14 protein-coding genes and 1 pseudogene are annotated in these 20,762 nt (G+C 39.9%); 14 read left to right on the forward strand and 1 reads right to left on the reverse strand.

The window, feature by feature from the left end; genetic code table 11:
• Nucleotides 1-71 precede the first annotated feature (71 nt).
• From DCO56_RS19965 to DCO56_RS20000, 8 genes are all read left to right on the forward strand, one after another.
• Nucleotides 72-4,136, forward strand: a complete 4,065-nt coding sequence (locus tag DCO56_RS19965) for a hybrid sensor histidine kinase/response regulator transcription factor (RefSeq protein ID WP_219929426.1) — start codon at nucleotides 72-74, stop codon at nucleotides 4,134-4,136.
• A gap of 75 nt (nucleotides 4,137-4,211) precedes the next feature.
• The gene (locus DCO56_RS19970; protein ID WP_108635517.1) at nucleotides 4,212-5,432 is read left to right on the forward strand and encodes a glycosyl hydrolase family 28 protein; all 1,221 of its coding nucleotides are present in this window, start codon (nucleotides 4,212-4,214) and stop codon (nucleotides 5,430-5,432) included.
• 448 nt (nucleotides 5,433-5,880) lie between these two features.
• On the forward strand, nucleotides 5,881-8,877 hold the full coding sequence (locus DCO56_RS19975) for a SusC/RagA family TonB-linked outer membrane protein (RefSeq protein ID WP_108635518.1): 2,997 nt from the start codon (nucleotides 5,881-5,883) through the stop codon (nucleotides 8,875-8,877).
• A gap of 17 nt (nucleotides 8,878-8,894) precedes the next feature.
• Nucleotides 8,895-10,535, forward strand: a complete 1,641-nt coding sequence (locus DCO56_RS19980; RefSeq protein WP_108635814.1) for a RagB/SusD family nutrient uptake outer membrane protein — start codon at nucleotides 8,895-8,897, stop codon at nucleotides 10,533-10,535.
• A 123-nt stretch (nucleotides 10,536-10,658) separates the two neighbouring features.
• Nucleotides 10,659-11,873, forward strand: coding sequence for a SusE domain-containing protein (locus DCO56_RS19985; RefSeq protein ID WP_219929427.1), 1,215 nt, complete (start codon nucleotides 10,659-10,661; stop codon nucleotides 11,871-11,873).
• 44 nt (nucleotides 11,874-11,917) lie between these two features.
• Complete coding sequence (locus DCO56_RS19990) at nucleotides 11,918-13,480, forward strand: DUF4832 domain-containing protein (RefSeq protein ID WP_245935879.1); 1,563 nt, start codon at nucleotides 11,918-11,920, stop codon at nucleotides 13,478-13,480.
• A gap of 470 nt (nucleotides 13,481-13,950) precedes the next feature.
• Nucleotides 13,951-14,511: a dihydrofolate reductase family protein gene (locus DCO56_RS19995; protein WP_108635520.1), complete on the forward strand. Its 561-nt coding sequence runs from the start codon at nucleotides 13,951-13,953 to the stop codon at nucleotides 14,509-14,511.
• Nucleotides 14,512-14,712: 201 nt separating this feature from the next.
• Nucleotides 14,713-15,159: a nuclear transport factor 2 family protein gene (locus DCO56_RS20000; RefSeq protein ID WP_108635521.1), complete on the forward strand. Its 447-nt coding sequence runs from the start codon at nucleotides 14,713-14,715 to the stop codon at nucleotides 15,157-15,159.
• Between the two features lie 399 nt (nucleotides 15,160-15,558).
• Here DCO56_RS20000 and DCO56_RS20005 read toward each other — a convergent pair whose 3' ends face one another.
• Nucleotides 15,559-16,281, reverse strand: coding sequence for an ADP-ribosylglycohydrolase family protein (locus tag DCO56_RS20005; RefSeq protein ID WP_108635522.1), 723 nt, complete (start codon nucleotides 16,279-16,281; stop codon nucleotides 15,559-15,561).
• Between the two features lie 162 nt (nucleotides 16,282-16,443).
• On the opposite strand from DCO56_RS20005, the gene DCO56_RS20010 reads away from it, so the two are divergent.
• The 6 genes and pseudogenes from DCO56_RS20010 to DCO56_RS20040 all read left to right on the forward strand — a co-directional run bounded on the left by DCO56_RS20010 (nucleotide 16,444) and on the right by DCO56_RS20040 (nucleotide 20,719).
• Nucleotides 16,444-16,890 (forward strand): hypothetical protein, encoded by a 447-nt coding sequence (locus tag DCO56_RS20010; RefSeq protein ID WP_108635523.1) that lies wholly within the window; start codon nucleotides 16,444-16,446, stop codon nucleotides 16,888-16,890.
• A gap of 623 nt (nucleotides 16,891-17,513) precedes the next feature.
• Complete coding sequence (locus tag DCO56_RS20020; RefSeq protein ID WP_146191093.1) at nucleotides 17,514-18,209, forward strand: hypothetical protein; 696 nt, start codon at nucleotides 17,514-17,516, stop codon at nucleotides 18,207-18,209.
• Nucleotides 18,210-18,307: 98 nt separating this feature from the next.
• Nucleotides 18,308-18,595, forward strand: a pseudogene (locus DCO56_RS30110) (DDE-type integrase/transposase/recombinase); the annotation flags it as partial.
• Nucleotides 18,596-18,951: 356 nt separating this feature from the next.
• Nucleotides 18,952-19,581, forward strand: a complete 630-nt coding sequence (locus tag DCO56_RS20030) for a hypothetical protein (RefSeq protein WP_108635527.1) — start codon at nucleotides 18,952-18,954, stop codon at nucleotides 19,579-19,581.
• A 103-nt stretch (nucleotides 19,582-19,684) separates the two neighbouring features.
• The gene (locus DCO56_RS20035) at nucleotides 19,685-20,164 is read left to right on the forward strand and encodes a hypothetical protein (RefSeq protein WP_108635528.1); all 480 of its coding nucleotides are present in this window, start codon (nucleotides 19,685-19,687) and stop codon (nucleotides 20,162-20,164) included.
• A 57-nt stretch (nucleotides 20,165-20,221) separates the two neighbouring features.
• The gene (locus DCO56_RS20040) at nucleotides 20,222-20,719 is read left to right on the forward strand and encodes a hypothetical protein (protein WP_108635529.1); all 498 of its coding nucleotides are present in this window, start codon (nucleotides 20,222-20,224) and stop codon (nucleotides 20,717-20,719) included.
• Nucleotides 20,720-20,762: the final 43 nt, after the last annotated feature.

Raw genomic sequence — 20,762 nt, forward strand, 5'->3', positions numbered from 1 at the left:
GGCATTTTGATGGCAGTCCGGCAGGTAGAAATCTTTAATCGAAATTTAAACAGCTTTAGTAGGATTGGTAAATGAAAAAATACAGTTTGATCATATGTTTCATTGTTTTTTTTGGACAATCTGTTCTCGGTATTGATCTCTCGAGGTACAGGTTTCACCTGATGCCCGAAACTTCGTATTACGGCGGTATACAAAGCATCGCAAAAGACAGTTTAGGGCGTATCTGGTACACCGGCCCCGATGCGCTATTCATGTACGATGGCAACAGCTTTTATCAATTAAACGATATCGTTTCTGCGATCAAACCGAAGCAGAAAATGGGTTATGGGTCGTTAATTCGGGATAAAGAGGGAAATCTATTTTTAGCTTCGGGCCACGGCTTATTAAAATTTGATTACGAGCGATTTTCTTTCATTGTCGTGGTCCCAGGAAAAATCCGATCATTATGTGTACATGGCGATGGCCAGCTTTACATGCTTTCAGACAATAGTGTACTTCGTTATCATCCACAAGATGAAAAAACAGAAAGCTTTTTATTGCCCAAAGACAAGTATTTCCAAAATATATTAAGTACCAAAGACTATGTGTTTTTAACGGAAGGCGCGATCACATACAAAGTAGAAATGACAAAAAAAAACCTGGTCCGGTTTGCGGATTTTGGCGGTACGGTCAACCAGGTGAACGATGCTGTCGCATACCGTGGCTCCTATTATTTTTTGACACAGCGGGGCGGGATCCATGTAACAGACTTGACAGGCACCTTAAAACATAAAATTCCCGTAAGCATGGGGGAAAATTCATCTGTTTTAACCAAAAAGATGTATGTGGACCAAACTGGAGTGATCTGGGTGGCTACACAAGCCGGATTATTTCTTTATGATCCCGTTAATGAAAGCCGCAGCGCTTTGCAGATGAACCTGAACGATGCTTATTCATTGCCTAATAACTCGATATGGACAATTTATGCAGATCCGGATCAAGGAGCCTGGATAGGTACCTACGGTGGTAAAATAGCCTATTGCTCACTTTTCGATTCCCGGGTACGCTACTTTAAACCCAGTCCAGGAGGTCTAAATCATCCTATTGTCAGCAGTTTTCAGGAAGATCATCTGGGAAATATATGGATCGGCACCGAGGGGGGGAGCCTGAATTACTGGAACAGAAAAAAAGATCAGTTTATTCGTCCTGAACAATCGCAGGGTAGTTCATCAACTCCCCAAATGATCAAACGCCTGAAATTTGACGGTACGAGCAAAAGCCTGTTGATTTCTGCCTATAATGGTGGTATCGGCGGTTATGATGTGGACAATCAACGTTTCAGCAGTTTTAATTTCCATTCGCCGGAAAGCCAGCAACCGTTAACCGTTTATGATTTTGTAAACGATAAAGAAGGCACCTGGTGGATGACAGATCCCGATAAGTCATTTTTATACCGAAAAAAGCGGCTAGGCAATATAGAAATGGTAAACGTCATCGACGCTAAGGGCAAAAAATTGAATCTGGAAGTCGAAGCAATATATGTGAATAACCAAAATCAGCTCTGTTTAATTAGCCATCAAGGTTTTTTTGTTGTAGATACCTACACGTTAAAGGTGTTAAAACACTACCTGGTCAAAGATGCCTCCTATTCTGCAAATTACCTGTGCAGTTATACACTCACCTCAAATGGCGAAGTCTGGTTGGGAACATTGGGCAGAGGTGTAAATGTGCTCAAAAAAGATGGAACATACATCAATTATAGTGCAGGTAGCGGATTTCCTGTGAAAATGGTATTTGGCCTATTAGAAGATAACACCACGAAAAATGTCTGGTTAAGTACTAGTGATGGTCTTTATTGTTTCGATCGGAAATCCAGGAAATTTGAAAAAGCTAGGTTTTACCAAGAAAATAAGATTGGTTCATTTTATATTCATGCCGCTTACAAGACTTCTAGGGGTGAAATGCTGTTTGGTGGCACCAATGGATTTTTGCTTTTCGATCCCGCATACCTCAATAAAAATCTGCAAAAACCGAAGGTATTTTTTACAGGATTTTTGGTCAACAACAAATTAGTGAAAGCAGATGACGGCTCGTCAATTTTGAAGAAAGATATTGGTAGCCTTTCCAATCAAAAAGAAGACAAGATAAGGCTCTCAAGTAGCCAGCCTAATGTCGAGATCAAGTTTTCGGCAAATAGCTATCTATCCGCAGATAAGAATCAGTTTGCTTACCGGATGTTGGGACTTGGCGAAGAATGGCAAATTAGTCATGCAGGTCAGAAATCCGTACAGTTTCTCAATCTTCCGGGCGGAGATTATACCTTCGAAATCAAGGCTTCCAACAATGATGGACAGTGGGGCGATCAAATATCGCGATTATACATCCATGTCGATCCGCCATTTTTCTTGTCCTGGTGGGCCTATTGTTTCTATGCAGCACTTGTTTTTGCCCTGCTCTTTTTCATTATGCGGTATTACAGCAATAAAAAAGTGTTTAAGGAGCGTTTGGCACTCGAGCGTTTAAAAGAGCAGAATATGCAAGAGCTGAACCAAGCACGTACTGACTTTTTTACCAATATCTCACATGATTTAAAAACACCGCTAACCCTGGTATTACAGCCGCTTAAGCAACTCAAAGAAACAATTGCGGCCAATGACACTGCTTTGGTTTATATGGATTTAATAGAGCGGAATGTCTCCAGAATACAACGCATGATTAGCCAATTGCTGCGTTTTCGCGAAATCGAAAGCCAAAAAATTACACTCAATCCGCAAATTGGCGATTTTATCAATTTTGTAAAAGATATATTTGGCCTATTTGAGCTCTATGCCAATAAAAAAGGCGTTGAAACCAATATTTCTGCACATAAGGACAGTTTACATGTTGCTTTTGATTATGATATTATCGAGAAAATATTGACTAATCTTTTCTCCAATGCCCTAAAGTATACACCTGACAATGGGTATGTGGGCGTACGTATCTATAGTGCTACAGCAGAAGAAAAAGAACGGTTTTCGGTGCTAAACCCAGAGGAGACAGAATATATCTCCATCGAAGTTTTAAATACAGGCGATTGTTTTTCCGAAGAACAGATTGCAACGTTGTATACCTCTTTCAACCGGCTGTCGTCGCATAAGCCAACTTTTGAAGAAAGTTCAGGACTAGGGCTTGCCATTGTAAAAGAACTGGTAGATGTGCTTGAGGGCAAAATATGGATGGTCAATAAAACCGATAAAATTTCATTTACCATTTCCTTACCTTTAAGAAAACAGGCCGGTTCAGGCGATATGCAGTCTAACGTGTATGATTATACCGTTTCTGAAATCGACGAGATTATCACGCAGGATACAGCAATGCCTGAAAGCGGATCTATCCCTATCAAAAAAACAGATAATATCTTGCTCATTGAAGATGATCAACAACTTCGTGTCTATCTGGAGCAGCGCCTGGCCGAAAAATATAATGTATATACGGCAAGTGACGGAGAAGAAGGCTTAACAAAAGCTGAAAAAATATATCCGCAACTCATTATTACCGATCTGATCATGCCAAATCGCAGTGGTTTGGAAGTCTGCCGTAACCTTAGACAAAATTTTAAGACGAGCCATATTCCTATTATCATGATTTCGGGTACCGGAGATGATAATCAGAATAAAATAAAAGCATTGGAATATGGGGCCAATGTGTTTATTGATAAACCCTTTCATGTCGACTATCTCTTGCAACAAACAGAAACCATTTTAAGAAATCAGCAGGAACTTAAAGAAAAATACAGTAAACATATTCAGGTAGATCCCTCCAATGTTACCGTCACCTCCATGGACGAGGAGCTACTGATTAAGGCCATTCAGGTCATTGAAGAAAACATTGACAATGCCAGTTATTCCGTAGAAGATTTTGTGGCTGATATGAATGTGGGCAGAACCATTCTCTATCAAAAAATACATGATATTGTGGGGATGTCGATCAAAGAATTTATTTTGAATATGCGCCTGAAGAGAAGTGCTTATCTGTTGGAGAAATCGGATTTGACGGTAGCGGAGGTTGCTTACCAGACCGGGTTTAACAACGCCAAATATTTTAGTGTCTGTTTCAAAAAGCAGTTTGATCTAAGCCCTTCAGAGTTTAAGAAGAAGGTTTTGAGTGGAAAGAAATAAAAAAGACATCCAAAATAAAACGATAATGCCTTTCAGACTAGCGAAAGACAATCCTATATTATTGAAATCCTAACGATGATGAAAATGACAATTTTAAAAAAAGCGCTTTTGCTCACCTATTTAATTTGCTTGTGCAATGTAATTTATCTGGCAGCAGCTGTTACCCCAACGGTAGAGGAAACTTATATTAGTCCGAATAACTATAAAACGGGTACACAATCAGAGCGGATACAAAAAGCCATAAATGAAGCAAAAAATACGACTGGAAAAGTAGTGATCCCTAAATATGATGCGGTAGCGAAAAAAAGTATCTGGCTCATTGATCAGGCCATTTTGCTTCCTAGTGATTTTGAACTCGAATTGAACAACTGTACCATTAAGTTATCGGATAAATGCCGAGATAATTTTATCCGTTCGGCAAATACCGGACTGGCAATCAAAGACATCGTGCCCTCAAAGAATATCCGGATTATTGGAAAAGGAAATGTCCTTTTAGAAGGAGCTGATCATCCTAGGGCTACCGGTGACCATAATAAAACCTTGTCCCTCAACCCCAGCGGATTTGGACAATCCTACGGTACTGATGCTGGCAAAGCCGGGGAGAACCAAAAAGGCGGATGGCGAAACCACGCCATCATATTGGCGCATACCGATGTATTTGAGGTGAGCGGCATTACATTAAAAGATTATCATGGGCATGGACTGGTATTGGAACGCTGTACAAACGGTAAGGTAAGCGATATGACTTTTAACGTGAGGCAGGCCGTCACTGTTGATGGAGCAGACAAACAGATCTTGAACCAGGACGGTATGGGCATACGTTTTGGCTGTAAAAATATTCTTATTGCGAATTGCAGAGGTAAAAGCGGTGACGACTTTATTAATATCGGGTTGACAGATACTGGTGTGGGAGCAGGCGAAGAAAATGTCAATGTGGTCAGTGGATCGATCTATAGGGGCCAAATCGACAATATTTCGACTATTTATCTTCAGAACTGGCAGGACTTCTATTCCATTTCACACCGATCCATACGGATTATGCCCGTGGGTAAACTTCGGATAAGCAATGTTTTTATCGAGAATATGGTCATCAGTCCTTTAGCGAAACACGGTTTGGTTGTCGAATATGCCGAACATGTGAAGGGCCTATTCGTACGAAATCTAATCAGCCATCAGCCTATAAAAGCCAAAGGTATCTCGCAGGCTAGTTTCAGGGATATTATTTATGAAGGCAAGAATGAAGCGATCGATGTACAACAAAGTGAAACAGTTGTCCTTGATCATGTAATGAGATAAAAAAATAATTATAAATCGCTCTATATCCCTATTTTAGCGCGAAAAACACCTGTTTTTGCTATTTGTACAAAATCAAACCATTTTCGTACAAAAACGAACCCTATGAATTGGTTATGATGATAGTTTTGTCTTAACCAATTTTAAAAAGGCAAAATATGTGTATGAAAATTCCTCCTGACCACGTGATTAAGCTCACGAAGGGTAACCCCAACTTTACAAAAAACATGAGCAAGGCGCAACAGAAGTTTATGCTTCGCCAATGAGTCCGAAAACGAAATTTTTCGATCAGCATCGCGCATGCATTTGCAGCAATGAAATGTTATTTATCACAAGAAGTTAAATTAAAAATCCAAGCCTATTGAAGCAGACCTATTTTTAAACTCATAGTCTTTACGAGAAAGGGAACGTAAAGAACGCAAGTAAATTTTAAACTAACCAATATAAATCAATGATACAAAAGATACATATCTGGCTCAGGAGCTGGGTAATGAGTGCCACCCTATTATCGGTGGCGTCCAATTACGCTTATTCGCAAGCAACAGATCAAATGCAAGTCAAAGGTCTGGTGACCAATGATGCAGGAGAAGGACTTAAGGGTGTTTCCGTCATGATTAAAGGTGCGAAAAACGGGGTGCAAACAGATGCAAATGGTCATTATACCATCCGGGCGGCATCCACCGCTACGCTACTATTTACTTATACCGGTTTCAATAGCCAAGAAATAAAGGTCAATCCATCTGGAGTCATCAATGTGAAGATGTCCGGAAACAATGTCCTGGACCAGGTCGTGGTCGTAGGTTACGGTACCGCCAAGAAAAAGGATTTAACAGGTGGTTTGGCCGTAGTGGGAAAAGAGCAGCTCATCATGGTATCTACCTCCAATCTGATGGATCGTTTGGTGGGACAAGTGGCCGGTTTCTCCATTACTACCGGAGAGGCCGCGCCAGGAGCATCGCAAACCTTGCTGATACGCGGTGAAAATTCTATCTCGGCAAATAATAGTCCACTGATTATCTTGGATGGTATTCCGTATAGCGGTTCACTGGCAGATATAGATCCTAACAACGTGGAGAACCTTTCTATATTAAAAGATGCCTCCGCGGCCGCTATTTACGGTTCGCGTGCGGCCAATGGGGTTATTCTGATACAAACCAAAAGGGGGGCATTGGGTAGAGCGCAGGTAAATTACAAAGGTTTGATCGGTATGGCCGAGCCCATGCAACGCATCAATGTCATGGGCCCAAATGAATACATCCGCTTTCAACAAGATATTGCCCGTATCAGGCAGGGATACACCGGTGCTTTGTTGGATCCTATTGCAGGCGATATTATTAGCGTAACGGAGCGTGGCAATTATGCGAAAGGTATTACTAACAATTGGCAGGATTACGTCTTTCGAAAAGCCATGACCATGGATCATCAGCTGAGCATTTCCGGTGGTACCGAAAATACAAAGTATATGGCTGCTCTGGCAGCTTTAGACCAAGAAGGTGTGGTGTACAATTCCAAGTTGTCACGTTTAAATATAACCACAAATGTTGATCAGACTTTTAATAAGTGGTTAACGACTGGTGTTGGCCTGCAATATACCCGAAAAAGCGACGGTGGTATTACGCCCAATTTGGAACATGCTATAAAACAAAGTCCTTATGGCAGCTATAAAGACGAATCGGGAAAGTATGTGCCCGAGCCCATGGAGTATTCATTGATTGTCAATCCGATGCGCAACGTCAATGCCATTCAGGATAGGTATAATAACAACTTCTTTCTTTCTGGCTACGCCAACATTTTGCTGCCTGTGGAAGGGCTCTCCTTACGATCAAATTTTGGTTATAATTACCGGAACGGATTTACAGGAACCTATTACGGACGCAACACCTTTGAAGGCAGGGATCAAGGTACACAGGCCGGAGGGAGTGCTTCCATCAACAATTCCAATTATAACGATTATACCTGGGAGAACCTGCTCAAATATGAGCGGCAGATCGGCGATCATCGTTTTGATGTGACGGGTTTATTCAGTATGCAAAAAACAAAAAGCTGGTCAACAGCCCAGAGCGGAGCAGGTTTTGTAACCGATGATACCGAATACTTTATGATCGGTTCGGCCCGCCGGCTTGTTTCCAACAGCGCTTCCTTATCCGAATCCGCAATGTTATCCTATATGGGCCGAATAAATTATGCTTATAAAGGCAAGTATCTATTGACCTTAACCGGGCGTACGGATGGAGCTTCCGTATTTGGTATAAACAATAAATTCGCATTTTTCCCAGTTGCCGCAGCGGCATGGCAAATCGGAGAAGAGCGTTTTCTGAAAGATAACGCCAAATGGCTGGACATGCTTAAAATTCGTCTTTCTTACGGCGCCAATGGTAACCAAGCGATTACACCCTACCGCACATTAGACCGTCTTTATTCAAATGTAAAATACATTTGGGGTGACGATGGAACGGCCGTTACAACAGCCTATTTGGCGGGAGATGGCGTGGGTAACCCTAATTTGAAATGGGAGACTACCTATTCGACCAACCTTGGTCTAGATTTTCAATTGTTTAAAAACAGGTTGAGCGGTACCGTCGATGCCTATCTTTCCAAAACAAGAGATTTGCTCATGACCCGTACCGTACCAATCATGAATGGGTATAACCGAATTTGGGACAATATTGGTGCGACCCAAAATAAAGGGATTGAGGTCACCTTAAACTCAGCGAACGTTAAAGGAGAAAATTTTCAATGGAATACGACTGCTGTGTTTTCCTTAAACCGAGACAAAATTGTCGAGTTGAGGGGGGATGGTATCGATGATATTGCCAACAACTGGTTTATTGGTCAACCATTAAGAGTATTCTACGATTATAAAATGATCGGTGTATGGCAAAATGGAGAAACCATTACTGTTGATGGGGTAGCGCCCGGAGCTGCCAAGCTGTACGATCGCGATGGTAACGGCAAGATAGAAGCGAGTGATCGAGTGGTCATCGGATCTAAAAATCCACGTTATACAGCTTCTTTAGCCAACCGGTTTTCTTACAAAAATTTTTATGCATCCGCGTTGGTTACAGGTGTTTTTGATGTATGGCGCGATGATCACATGGCCAATCTAGGGGCCTGGACTTTCGGAATTACCAACTATGTACACGATGCCAATTATTGGACGCCCGAGAATCCCAATGCGACGATCGTTTCGCCGGGCTATCTCAATCCATTGGGACACGGCTATTATAAAAAGGTGAGCTACGTACAGGTAAAGAACATCACCTTTGGCTATAAGTTGCCACACAAAATTGCTAAAAAGGTAGGTGTAAATGGTATTGATGTAAACGTCAGCGTCAACAATCTCAATACTATTTCTAATATCAGGGAGGTACTCAATTACGACAACACCTGGATGGCCTCTTATCCAACGGCACGATCGTATATGTTTGGCTTAAATGTAAACTTCTAATCGAATAGGACATGAAAATGAAAAATATTATCACAACAAGTTTGGGGCTTATGGTATTGTTCTCTCTAGGGGGCTGTAAGAAGTTTCTGGAAGAAGAGCTGAAAACTGAACTGGCGCCATCCAATACCTATACCAGCACCTATGGTTTCGAGGTGGGCAGCGCAGGTTTATATACACTCACCCGGTCAGAATACAATACCTATGGCGAAGGTGGCGCCTTTATCCACAATGGTGCCTGTCCATACGAAGCCTTGCAAGTATCTACGGATATCGCTGATGCCATCAATAGCGATGGCTCACTGACGGCTTTTGCCAACCTTACACTTACAGCCTCAGAGCGGTTTGTGGGTACCTACTGGAATTGGGCTTATAATCTTATTTCATCGGCAAACCTCATGTTGGTTTATTCCGAAAAAAACACCAATTGGGATACACCGGAAGATAAAGCCCGCTTCCAGGCTGAGGCCCGCTTCTTTCGGGCTTATGCCTACCGTACCTTGGTTTATCTCTACGGCGATGTCCCTTATGTAGAAACCATTCTATATGATTTTCAGCTGAATTTTACCCGTACACCAAAAGCCGAAGTTATCGGACATATGGTAGACGACCTGAAGTTTGCCGTAGATAACCTGCCCACCAATCCGGACGGCGTCAAAGAAGGGAAGCTGACCAAATGGGCGGCAAGCCATTTGCTGAGCGAAATCTATCTGTTGCAGGGCAATCATATCGAAGCCGAAAAGGCGGCATTGGCGGTCATTAATAGCGGTTATTATAACCTCATGAAAAATAGATACGGCGTAAATAACAGTAAGCCCGGCGATGTATTCAGCGATTTATTTCTGGAGAATAACCAAAATAGAAAAAGCGGCAACAAAGAAAGTATATGGGTTTTGCAATTCCAGTTTAACACCATTGGCGGTGGTACCAATTCGGATGACTGGACCCGGAGGGCCTGGATACCGAACTACTCAACGATTACGGGATTTGTTTTGGCTGATACCCTGGGCGGTCGCGGTATCGCACAGTTAGTACCGATGAAATGGTGGGTAGGTACCACAGGTACCAATGCGACTGGCAATGTGGCCGGCATATTCGAAGCAAATGATATCCGTAATTCAGGCTATAATATTAAGCGTAACTGGTATTATAACAACGCGAACGAGGCCTCGCTATATGGCAAAAAAGCCAATATTACCGAACAGACCTGGTTTACTACAAAGAGCCTATTTCCAGCAATTACCAAATTCTTTTATGGCCGTACTGAAAATTTAAGTCTGACTGGTAGTTATAAAGACCGCATGAAATTCCGTTTAGCCGAAACCTACCTGTTGCTTGCCGAAGCCTATTTGGGGCAAAATATGCCTGATAAGGCCGCGCAGGCCGTCAATGAGGTACGGAAAAGAGCGGGGGCATCCGAAATTACCGGCGCACAGATGGATATGGATTTTCTGCTCGATGAGCGTATCCGCGAATTAGTCGGGGAAGAAAGCAGAAGGTTTACTTTGGTACGTACCAACAAATTGGTGGAGCGTGTCAAAAAGTACAATAACGCCATTAAGGATAAGATCACAGATAATAACATCTTGTGGCCGATTCCGCAGGTGATCAGGGATGCAAATACAGGAGCACCATTCCCTCAGAATCCGGGTTATAATTAATGGTAGCGGGAAGCTGTCCGAATAGCATTCGTATTTTCGGCAGCTTCCCGGTCTGATGATAAAACAGCAGCTGCGCGAGTCAAGCGCGTGATACTATCCAAATGTTCGTGAAAATATAAACCAATGAAAATAATCAATTATTTATACAAAGCTTTATTTTTCTTATGCATGGTACTGTGCCAGGTATCGTGCAAACAGGAAATTCAGGATATACCCAAAGTCAATGAAACGATGGAGCTTCAGCCCTCGTCAGAAAACATTACACTGGACGAGGTCAATATGACCAAAGATATTGTCACATTTAACTGGAAGCCCGCCAGGGCACAGTCAGATGATCATGTGGTCAGCTATAGTACCATGTTAGATGTGGTTGGGAACAATTTTGGCACCGGTACAGCCATATTCAATTATGAAGATGATAATGTATTCAGCAGAAGCTTTACTTCTGAACAATTGCAAAATTGGGCAAACGAAAAATGGGGCATACCCACAAATAAGAGCTTTACGCTGGAGTTTAGGGTGGTTGCCCAATGGGAGGGTGGCGCCACTTTTCAGGCACCCGAAGTACGGACCGTAAGAATTACCGTTAACCCAATTAAAACGGTCGTTTTTGATGCCGATAAAGTGTTCTTAAGCGGAAGTGCCGTTGGCGAAAGTAAGGTGGAGATGCCTAAAACATTGGAAAACCTAGATCAATATGCCTATGTATTGAATTTACAGCCGGGCGAACTCGAAATTCCGGTCGAATTTAACGGGGAGACCAATTATGTGGTTACTGCCGATGGAAACACAGTATTAAACGATGGAAACGCTGTCGGTATCAAGATGAGAGAGCGTGTGTTCTCCTGGAAAATAGAAACTGCTGGAGAATACCGCGTGGTGGTCAACATGCAGAAAGCCACAGCAACGATCTATTCACCGGCAAAAGCCCTCGCAGCAAAGACCGTGACCTGGACGGGAGATCAACCTTATACGACCACTGTGACGGATTTATGGATGCACGGAAGTATTAATGGTTGGGGAACTCCGGTTAAAATGGATTGCCAGGTAAGTTTGGCCGACCCGCAAGTTTTGGTCTATACCGGCGGTAAAGTGGGCACTACCAAGTTTATCGTGACTGGGGATAACAGTAATAACAAAAATCTAGCTTACGCATTTAGCGCTCCACCCACATCTGATGGTGTGGCCCAGACTCTGACGCTCACTTTAAGAAAAGTAACCGAAATGGGAGGGGGAACTGTAAAAGGTAATCGCGATTCTTATTTCACCATTCCCGCCACGACCAATGTGCTGATTTTTGATTTAAGAAACATGACAATTCTGGCGTTAAAACGATAAGCGATCGTATAAAAGCGCATAAATTAACTTTAACATTTTTGAAAGTGAAAAATATAAACTATAAAAAATCCTGTCTCAAAGCATTTGCTGTCATGCTTTGCTTTCTAGCAGTTTCATGTAAGAAAGATGGCGCTGATATTGAGCATGCTATGCCGGGTACCTTAGTGAAACCCAGTTACAACAGGAGTTCTATGTTTCGTAACCCTTTAAACGGCTGGGTCATGTACGCTTCAGCTTCGGGCAATCCCTCTTATTGGGATACCCAATTCTATGTACCTGACTTAGGTAAAACGGTCAAAGCGATTGACTATGCATCAGCCTGTTATATCCGTACCAGCTGGCGCACCTTTAATCCTGCCGATGGCATGTATGCCTGGAGAGATCCCAGCACTTCAATCTATAAAATGATCAAGGGGGCACAAGATAAAGGATTGCCAATCGCCTTTCGTATCGTCGTCGACGGTCGAGACCAGGGGGCAAATACACCGCAGTTTGTGTTCGATGCAGGAGCCAAGTATTATGTCGCCAATGCATCTTTTCCGGACAGAAAAACGCCGGTGCTGCAAGATCCTATTTTTAGAAAATATTATAGCAAGCTGATCGAGGAACTGGCAAAGGATTTTAATGATTTAAATAAAACTTCCTTTGTAGATGCCTATGGACTCGGATTGTGGGGCGAGGGGCACAGTGTCATTTATGAAGATCCCAATAACCCCTCCGGTCAAAATATTGAGGTCATCAAAGAAGAAGTTGTAGATTGGATTTCGGATGTGTATTCGAAGAACTTTACAAAGGTCCCCTTGCTGATCAATTATCATCGCGTAGTCGGCGACCCAGCGGGCAATGGAGCTCCAAATCCTAATTCGGAGAAGCTGTTGAATAAGATGATCAACAAAGGGTACAGCCTGCGTCAGGATGCTTTTGGGATGACCGATTATTATCAAAGTTGGGAGAAAAATTTTGCCAAGGCCTGGAATTTTAAACGTCCGATTATTATGGAAGGCGGCTGGATTACTACAGGCACCCATCGTTACTGGACTGATCCAAGTGGTAAATACCGACAAGACCATCCCGAGGACGTTCGGCAGGGCGAATTTGACAGCTCCTTGGAAGCAGGCGTAAACATGATGGATTTCCGTATCGGTGAAATTGAAAGCTGGTTTACCAAATCCTTTACCTTATGTCAGCGTTTTATTTCTGAGGGTGGCTATCGTTTATATCCTGATCGGGTTTATTTGCCGGAGAAAGTCAATGCGGGTAGCGAAACGATAATTAACCATCGCTGGCGGAATATGGGCTGGGGTTACTTTCCGAATAATATTCCCCAATGGAACTATAAGTATAAAGTAGCTTTTGCACTTCTGGATGAAGAAAATAACGTAAAAAAAGTTTTTATTGATGACAATGGAGAACCTTCAACCTGGATAAAGAATACTTCAACATCGTATGAGTTAAAGGCGAACGTGGATGTACCTGCCGGCAATTACACCTGGGCTGTCGCTATTGTAGATACGACAAATGAAAATCAGCCGGGAATACGGCTTGCCGTAAATGGGGATATGACCAGTACCGGATGGTTAAAATTATTGAAAGTACAGGTGCAATAAAAAGTATCAAGTGATAATCAAAAACAGCCACCAGTAGTTATTGGGTGGCTGTTTTACGTCAAAAGGGCCTGATTCTCATCAGACCCTTTCTCTTAGCGTTTATTGTACAGTAATTTTTATGTTTCCTATCGTTTCCTCTTTTTTGTTTCGTCATCCAATGTTTTTAAAGACAATTGGACTTTCACTGTACGACGCCAATTTTTATGTTGAACCTTTCTTTCGAAGGGAAGCTTGTAGTCGTTTTGTATAGTAAGAACAGTAGCCGATGTGAAATAGTTTTATTTGAGTAAATATTTTTGATAACTTGGATTAACATGAGCTTATCTAAAAATTTAAGCGCGAAAACAACTTTTTTCTTGCCTTATGGTAAGCGCTTAAAGGTTATTAATCTATAATTTTATTTAAGTCAAAAATGGTTTTGGAGCAAGTAGCATTATGATCCAAAAATTACACGTGAAATTAAGCTTATTATGAGAAAAATCAGCGTTTTAAACTGGGTATCGATTGATGGTTTTATCGCCGGTACACATGGCGAAACAGATTGGTTTCCCTGGGATAGCGAGATAGAGGATTTTTATGAACAGCGACAGGATAAAGCCGATACTATTATTTATGGCAGAGAAACCTATGAAGTAATGTCACAATACTGGTCCGATAAGACTTTGACTGCAGCTGACCGGCCATCGTTTATTAATTTCATGAATAATACGCCAAAGATTGTTTTTTCAAAATCGCTTGCTGAGGCCGACTGGAACAATACGAAAATTGTTAGGGAAGTCAATAAACACGATATCGAACAATTGAAGCGTGGTTCGGGTGGTGATATTCTTGTTTACGGAAGTGGTACTATTGTTTCTCAACTGGCAAAGCTGGATTTAATAGATGAATATGCATTAATGCTATATCCTATTGTTCTCGGTTCGGGAAGGCCATTATTTCCCAATATATCAGATCGGATCAAACTCGATTTAATCCGTACTGAAAGTTATTCTTGCGGAAGCAATTTGCATATTTACCATCCTCATAATTGATATCTAATGAACTTTATTGCGAATTAATGCTGGTGTTGCATTTTAATGACTGTCGGAAATTCTTCACCTCCCTATTTCCGCCATTCACCGAGTTTTCCTGTTCGTTAGTCTAAAGCACGTAGGCTAGGGGCCTATTGTGTTGTAGTTTTGAGTCAACAAATAAGAACAGAAAAAAAACTAACACAATAAAATAAAGACATTATGAACTCATTAGTAAAAACCTTCACAGCAGCAGCTCTAATCGCAGTATCCACTTTCGCTATGGCCGCTAACAAACCAGCATCAAAAACTGAAAAAGTAACCGTTAACCTTTCTACAGCAGACTTTGCCTTAGAGCACTATGTTGCTGTAACTACGGAGGGAGAATCAGCAGGGGTTGAGCAATTATTCGCGGAAGATTTCAACCAAAAGATCCAAGCTTCCAATGTACAGTCTCATAGCCGTAGTGCGGTTGTCAAATCCTTGAAAAAACAAAAAGGGGAGAAGCTCAACTGTACGGTAGCTACTGACATTATCGAAGAGTCTGCCGACTTTATGGTTGCTAAAGTAACACTAAGATTTGAAGACTTTACCAAGACTGATCTGGTAACTTTGGTACGTGAAGGTAATGATTGGAAAGTGTCCAAATCAATCAACTCATTTAAATAGTCTCCAATAACTAGTGGTGAGTCCAGTCAACTCAGGGCTGACCACTAGTGAATCATATGTTTATTTAAGGCCACCTCGTTAGATGTGGCTTTTTTACGTCAAAAGGGCCTGATTCTCATCAGACCCTTTCTCTTAGCGTTTTTATTGTACAGTAATTTCTATGTTTCCTATCGTTTCCTCTTTTTTGTTTCATCATCCAAAGTGTTTGAATACTATTGGATTTTCACTGTACAACGCCAATTTTTATGTTGGTCCTTTCTTTCGAAAGGTAGCTTGTAACCGTTTTGTATAGTAAGAACAGTAGCCGATGTGAAATGGTTTTAAAATAAATATTTCGACACTTTAAATTGACATGTTTTGAAATAAGTTTATACATACTAGGAATTACAATCATAATTCCTAATCCAAATATCTCCTCGCCATTTTTTCTATCAGCAATTTGATGTCTTCATAGCGGGCGAGGTTCAGAAGCCAATCTTTAGGTATACCTTCCAGCCCATAGTACAAACCAGCTAATCCACCCGCAATCGCAGCACCTGTGTCTGTGTCTTCGCCAAGGTTGATAATAGCTAATACAATATCCTTATAATTGTCTTTCTCCATAAAACACCATAGGCTTGATTCTAAACTATCAATCACATATCCACTAGACCTTAGTTCGGCATATGATTTAGATCGAATGTCATGCAAAATAGTACTATTAAAATGAATTCTTTCTGAATCAGGAAAATTGCTGTCTTCCCAGAATTTGGAAATTTGGTTTCGCATTTCAGTATAAGCCTGCTCTTTGGCCAGGCCAAGAAAAATGAGTTCGGCTAATTTGAGATAGATAAAACATGCCATTGCAGCGCGAATGTGCTTATGCGTTAAGGCGGAAATCTGCCAAATTTTCTCAAATTGTTCCGCCGACCTAAGTCCTTTGATTTCAAATAAAAGTGGCAGGATTCTCATCAACGAACCATTGCCGTTGTCTTGTTCTTTTGCCCGATATCTTAGCAAATGTAGCTCACTAATTTGATCGGATTCAACAATACATTTAAGTTCACTGATTGATTTAGCTGTAGTGATACCGATATCAAAGATATGTTTGATTGTTCGTTCATAAGTGATTGGACTATTGATTTTACATTAATATAATAAAAAATATTTACCTTCCCATTTCCGCCATTCACCGAGTTTTCCTGTCTGTTGGTCTAAACCCCATAGGCTAGAGGCGTATTCTGTCGTAGTTTTGAGTCAACAAATAAGAACAGAAAAAAACTAACACAATAAGATAAAGACATTATGAAAGCATTAGTAAAAACATTCGCAGCAGCAGCTTTAATCGCAGTATCAACATTCGCTATGGCGGCTAACAAACCAGTATCCAAAACTGAAAAAGCAAACGTAAATCTTTCAACAGCGGACTTTGCACTTGACCACTACGTTGCGGTAACGACCGAGGGTGAGTTAGGAGGCGTGGAGCAATTGTTTGCCGAAGATTTCAACCAAAAGATCCAAGCCTCCAATGCACAATCTAACGGTCGCATCGCGGTTGTCAAATCCTTGAAAAAACAAAAGGGAGAGAAACTAAACTGTGTGGTAAGCACCGATATCCTTGAGGAATCAGCCGACTTTATGGTTGCTAAAGTAACTTTGAAATTTGAAGATTTTATCAAGACTGATCTGGTGACTTTGGTTCGCGAAGGTAATGACTGGAAAGTGTCCACATCAATCAATTCATACAAATAAGAGCCATCTCAAATAAATATATAAATGTTGTAAAGCCACCTCGTTAGATGTGGCTTTTTTACGTCAAAAGGGCCTGACGTTAATCAGACCCTTTCTCTTAGCGTTTACTTGTACAGTAATTTTTATGTTTCTTATCGTTTCCTCTTTTTTGTTTCGTCATCCAATGTTTTTGAAGACAATTGGATTTTCACTGTACGACGCCAATTTTTATGTTGAACCTTTCTTTCGAAAGGAAGCTTGTAGCCGTTTTGTATAATAAGAACAACAGTCGATTTGAAATAGTTTTATACAAAATATCTTTTCAAACCATTGTTCCAAATCAGCTTGTCAGATTGACAAGCTCTGTCAAAATTATTACGATTTTTCCACACGGGTACCTGTCTCGGACTGTTTGATCGCAAAGGCGATCTGTGCTATCGCTTTTCCTCCCTTTTAAAATTAGTAATTCATCACCGAATTCTCTACTTTTAAATGCTCCAGTTTTTTGGGGAGAGGTCAGAAAATTAGTTATGATGAAAAGCGTGTGTATTAGTAAATTTTTGAGAGCGATAAAGTTCATCGGCATCGGCATAATCTTAATACTTTCTTTGAGTTCCTGTCATAGAAGGTTTAAAGAGAAAATTTTGATTAAAGCCGTAACAGTAAATAGTGAGATGTTTGGAGCTGCAGATTACGCTGTTGAAATATTTGAAGACTCATCCTATCGGATGACTGATTATTCAATGGATCTTGATTCTGTTACATTAGAATTAATAGATCCTAAAGAAAACCCTCAAATGTTAGCAAAGAATACACTTGTAGGTAAAACTCTAATAGATGGAAATGTTTTATTCTTTACTCCTGTTTTTAACAATGTGAATAGAGCAATTTTAGAAAACGGCTATATGGATTTATATAGTGGAGAGAGTTTTTTTAGAAGGCTTTCTTTGCAAAAAGGGGAAATTTATTCTATAAATTATTTCGATCAAAAGAGATTTAGAGATTATGCTGTTTTTAATGCGCCAAGAGATACAATTTTTGACAAGATTTATAATCTGAAACAAAAAGATTTAATTTTTATTGATTCTGTATTAACATCAGTTCTGACCAAAACAGTAGGTAACAATGCCTTTTACAAACAACTTAAGGTCTATAGCAATTCGGATAGCACAATTGTTGATGTAAATATGTTTTTAAAAAACGACAAAAGCCTGAAGGATATTTATAAATTTTACCCTATAATTTCTTTTGACGCACCGACATATGAGGGCGCTTATGGAAAATTAGAAATCAATCTTTCTAGACGTACTTCGTCGAACGTCTTTTTTGATAATTTGTAGTATTGGAGGCTCGATAGATTTAATCATTATTTCAAATTTAAGATTTTTTATTGTTCTTAACTTGATATGCCGACTAAGTTAGCAACTCCAGTTTTTTATACCTGACTACCGTTCTCGATCTATACGACCGCAAATGTATCGGTTGGAGTATTAGTGATGGGATGAAAACCGAAGAAACCTCCTTGGCCGCTTGGAAAATGGCAATTAAGAACCATAAACTTTCTCCCGGTCTAATCTTTCATTCAGATCGGGGTACGCAGTATGCATGCGAAAAATTTAGTAACATGTTAGATTCCTATAAAATCGTTTCCTCTTTTTTGTTTCGTCACCCAATGTGTTTTCTATACTATTGGATTTTCACTACACTACGCCAATTTTTATGTTGATCCTTTCTCTCGAAAGGTATTTAATAGCCGTTTTGTATCGTAAGAACAGTAGCCGATTTGAAATAGTTTTATTTGAGCAATTTTTTTGATAACTTGAATCGGCTATTAAAAATGGAGGAGACCTTTTTTATAAAAAACTTTTAGCGCACTATATTTCCAATTTGGGACAGGAGTTATAGCATTGACTTGGTAAAAAAGTTCATCTCGGGATAATGTCTACTTGCAAAGTAATCTTTATGTTTCTGATTCAGTGTGACATGCTTGAAAACATAGATTTAGATTTTTGAAAAAAAGAATGGAATGGAATGTAGGATTGTTCAAGTCCTATAATTGGTATTAAAAAGAAAAAAATAGTTATGTTTAACCTATTTAAGAAAAAATATCGAAAATTAAGAGGTTGGGAAATAACAACTTTACAGCAAGTGTTTAAATTATTAGGCAGTAGGTACGAACACTATATGGGGCAGCTAGAATTTGTACATAAAGTTGGTATTAATAGGTCTGACATCCCCAATATAATTAATTGTCAACATCCTGTTTCATTCTATAAGGAATTCGAGCGTGAATTGGACGAAAATTTTAAAGTGGAAGGAATTATAATTGGAGATTTAATAAAAAAAGAAAGTGTAAATGTTACGCTATATTTTGGACACAACATATTTTTGGGTTATTCAACAGATTTACAAGTAGGATCATTTCAATTTGACGATAAAAATATTGATATTTCTAAAATTAGAAAAAAGTTCTGGGGCGATGAACGTAGTATTATTGCTAAAAAAATTCTTACGAATAAAGAATTAAAATACATCAATATCGGAGATATTTATATAACCAACATTGATGGAAAAGATTATTTTCACTTAAAGGAGCTTGAAGAAGGAGATTTTCTAGGGTTTGATCAAGATGGCAATTTTTTTATACTTACTCATGACCCATTTAAAATACAAGATATCGATCGAGAAAGCGTAATCAATTTTTTGGCCTAATGAATACTTTTATGGCTATACTGAATTGACAAAAAACTGTTAAGCTATCACTAATGGTATAAATGATGCTTAGACATCTGGGGCAAAAGAAATATGCATTAAAATGAAAAACCGACTATTAATTATACTATTTCTGATAAGTCACTATGCCTATTCGCAAAAGGCTACATTTGTGATAGGAAAAAACTATGAAGGGGTTATTTTTCCAAAAGAGCATCCTATTTGGGGGTTTCCTCCCGAAAGTGGACGTTATACACCAAGTGAAGAAGATATTACAAGAGCAGAAAAGATCTTACAGGATAGCATTGGGACGGATTATATAGCAGAGAATCAAAGGCAGTATAAGAAGCTAACCATAAATAAGAAAACGCTGAGGAAATATATTCGTCAATATCTTGGTTATTTGACCTCGGAGGGTAATGTCATTATCCGAGTATATTTATACAGAGGAATAGAAATGGATGACGAAAAGTTATCAAAGGATATTATTGAGATTCAAGACGGAGGAAGTAATTATTGGAATATTGATATAAACTTGTCTACAAAAGAACTATCCGGCATGAGTGTGAATGGAATAAGCTAAACAAGATCATGCGAAATGCTGAGTTATCCATAGAAAGATATACCTTAATTTACTATTATGGATCAAATGATTATGAAATGTATGGTTTTCTTAGTTGCTGTAGTATCGTCGTGCAGGGTGAAATCGGACTTTGTGACAGTGAAACACGTTGTCTATAAGGGAAGTATATATAAATTGGATATTCCCCGCGGATATCAATTTACAGGCTTTGAAGCCGGTGTCGAAAACGAAAATATTTATCTGTATCCTGACTCCAGCCATATTTATATTACCGACTTTAAGCATACGCCTAATGCAAATAATATTAAAGCACTTGGAGATAGTATTTTTCAGTTAAGATTCCAAAATGAAGACCTGCTAAAAGAGGTAAATAGGAGTATTGGAATAGAAGTAGCAAAAGTGCTGCCTGATACTTTTGAACTTTTGGGAGTTGACAAAGAAGGGAAGTATTGGAAAGATGTGAAGATAGGAAAGACAACTGTTGGTTATAGTAAGGTACCTGAGGGTAAAGTGCCGATCTATGAACGGGTATTGTCATCGTTTAGAAGGTATTAGTTGATGGTTTCCTCCTTCGTGGAAGAAGTAATTAAGTATAAAT

This window comes from Sphingobacterium athyrii (assembly GCF_003071065.1).
Taxonomy (GTDB): domain Bacteria; phylum Bacteroidota; class Bacteroidia; order Sphingobacteriales; family Sphingobacteriaceae; genus Sphingobacterium; species Sphingobacterium athyrii.

Excerpts from the sequence above, each read along its gene's own strand:
- DCO56_RS19995 (WP_108635520.1), top strand. The coding sequence starts at position 13,951 with ATGAGAAAAATCAGCGTTTTAAACTGGGTATCGATTGATGGTTTTATC.
- DCO56_RS20035 (WP_108635528.1), top strand. The coding sequence starts at position 19,685 with ATGAAAAACCGACTATTAATTATACTATTTCTGATAAGTCACTATGCC.
- DCO56_RS19965 (WP_219929426.1), top strand. The coding sequence starts at position 72 with ATGAAAAAATACAGTTTGATCATATGTTTCATTGTTTTTTTTGGACAA.
- DCO56_RS19970 (WP_108635517.1), top strand. The coding sequence starts at position 4,212 with ATGATGAAAATGACAATTTTAAAAAAAGCGCTTTTGCTCACCTATTTA.
- DCO56_RS20040 (WP_108635529.1), top strand. The coding sequence starts at position 20,222 with ATGGATCAAATGATTATGAAATGTATGGTTTTCTTAGTTGCTGTAGTA.
- DCO56_RS19975 (WP_108635518.1), top strand. The coding sequence starts at position 5,881 with ATGATACAAAAGATACATATCTGGCTCAGGAGCTGGGTAATGAGTGCC.
- DCO56_RS20030 (WP_108635527.1), top strand. The coding sequence starts at position 18,952 with ATGTTTAACCTATTTAAGAAAAAATATCGAAAATTAAGAGGTTGGGAA.
- DCO56_RS20000 (WP_108635521.1), top strand. The coding sequence starts at position 14,713 with ATGAACTCATTAGTAAAAACCTTCACAGCAGCAGCTCTAATCGCAGTA.
- DCO56_RS19985 (WP_219929427.1), top strand. The coding sequence starts at position 10,659 with ATGAAAATAATCAATTATTTATACAAAGCTTTATTTTTCTTATGCATG.
- DCO56_RS19980 (WP_108635814.1), top strand. The coding sequence starts at position 8,895 with ATGAAAAATATTATCACAACAAGTTTGGGGCTTATGGTATTGTTCTCT.
- DCO56_RS20010 (WP_108635523.1), top strand. The coding sequence starts at position 16,444 with ATGAAAGCATTAGTAAAAACATTCGCAGCAGCAGCTTTAATCGCAGTA.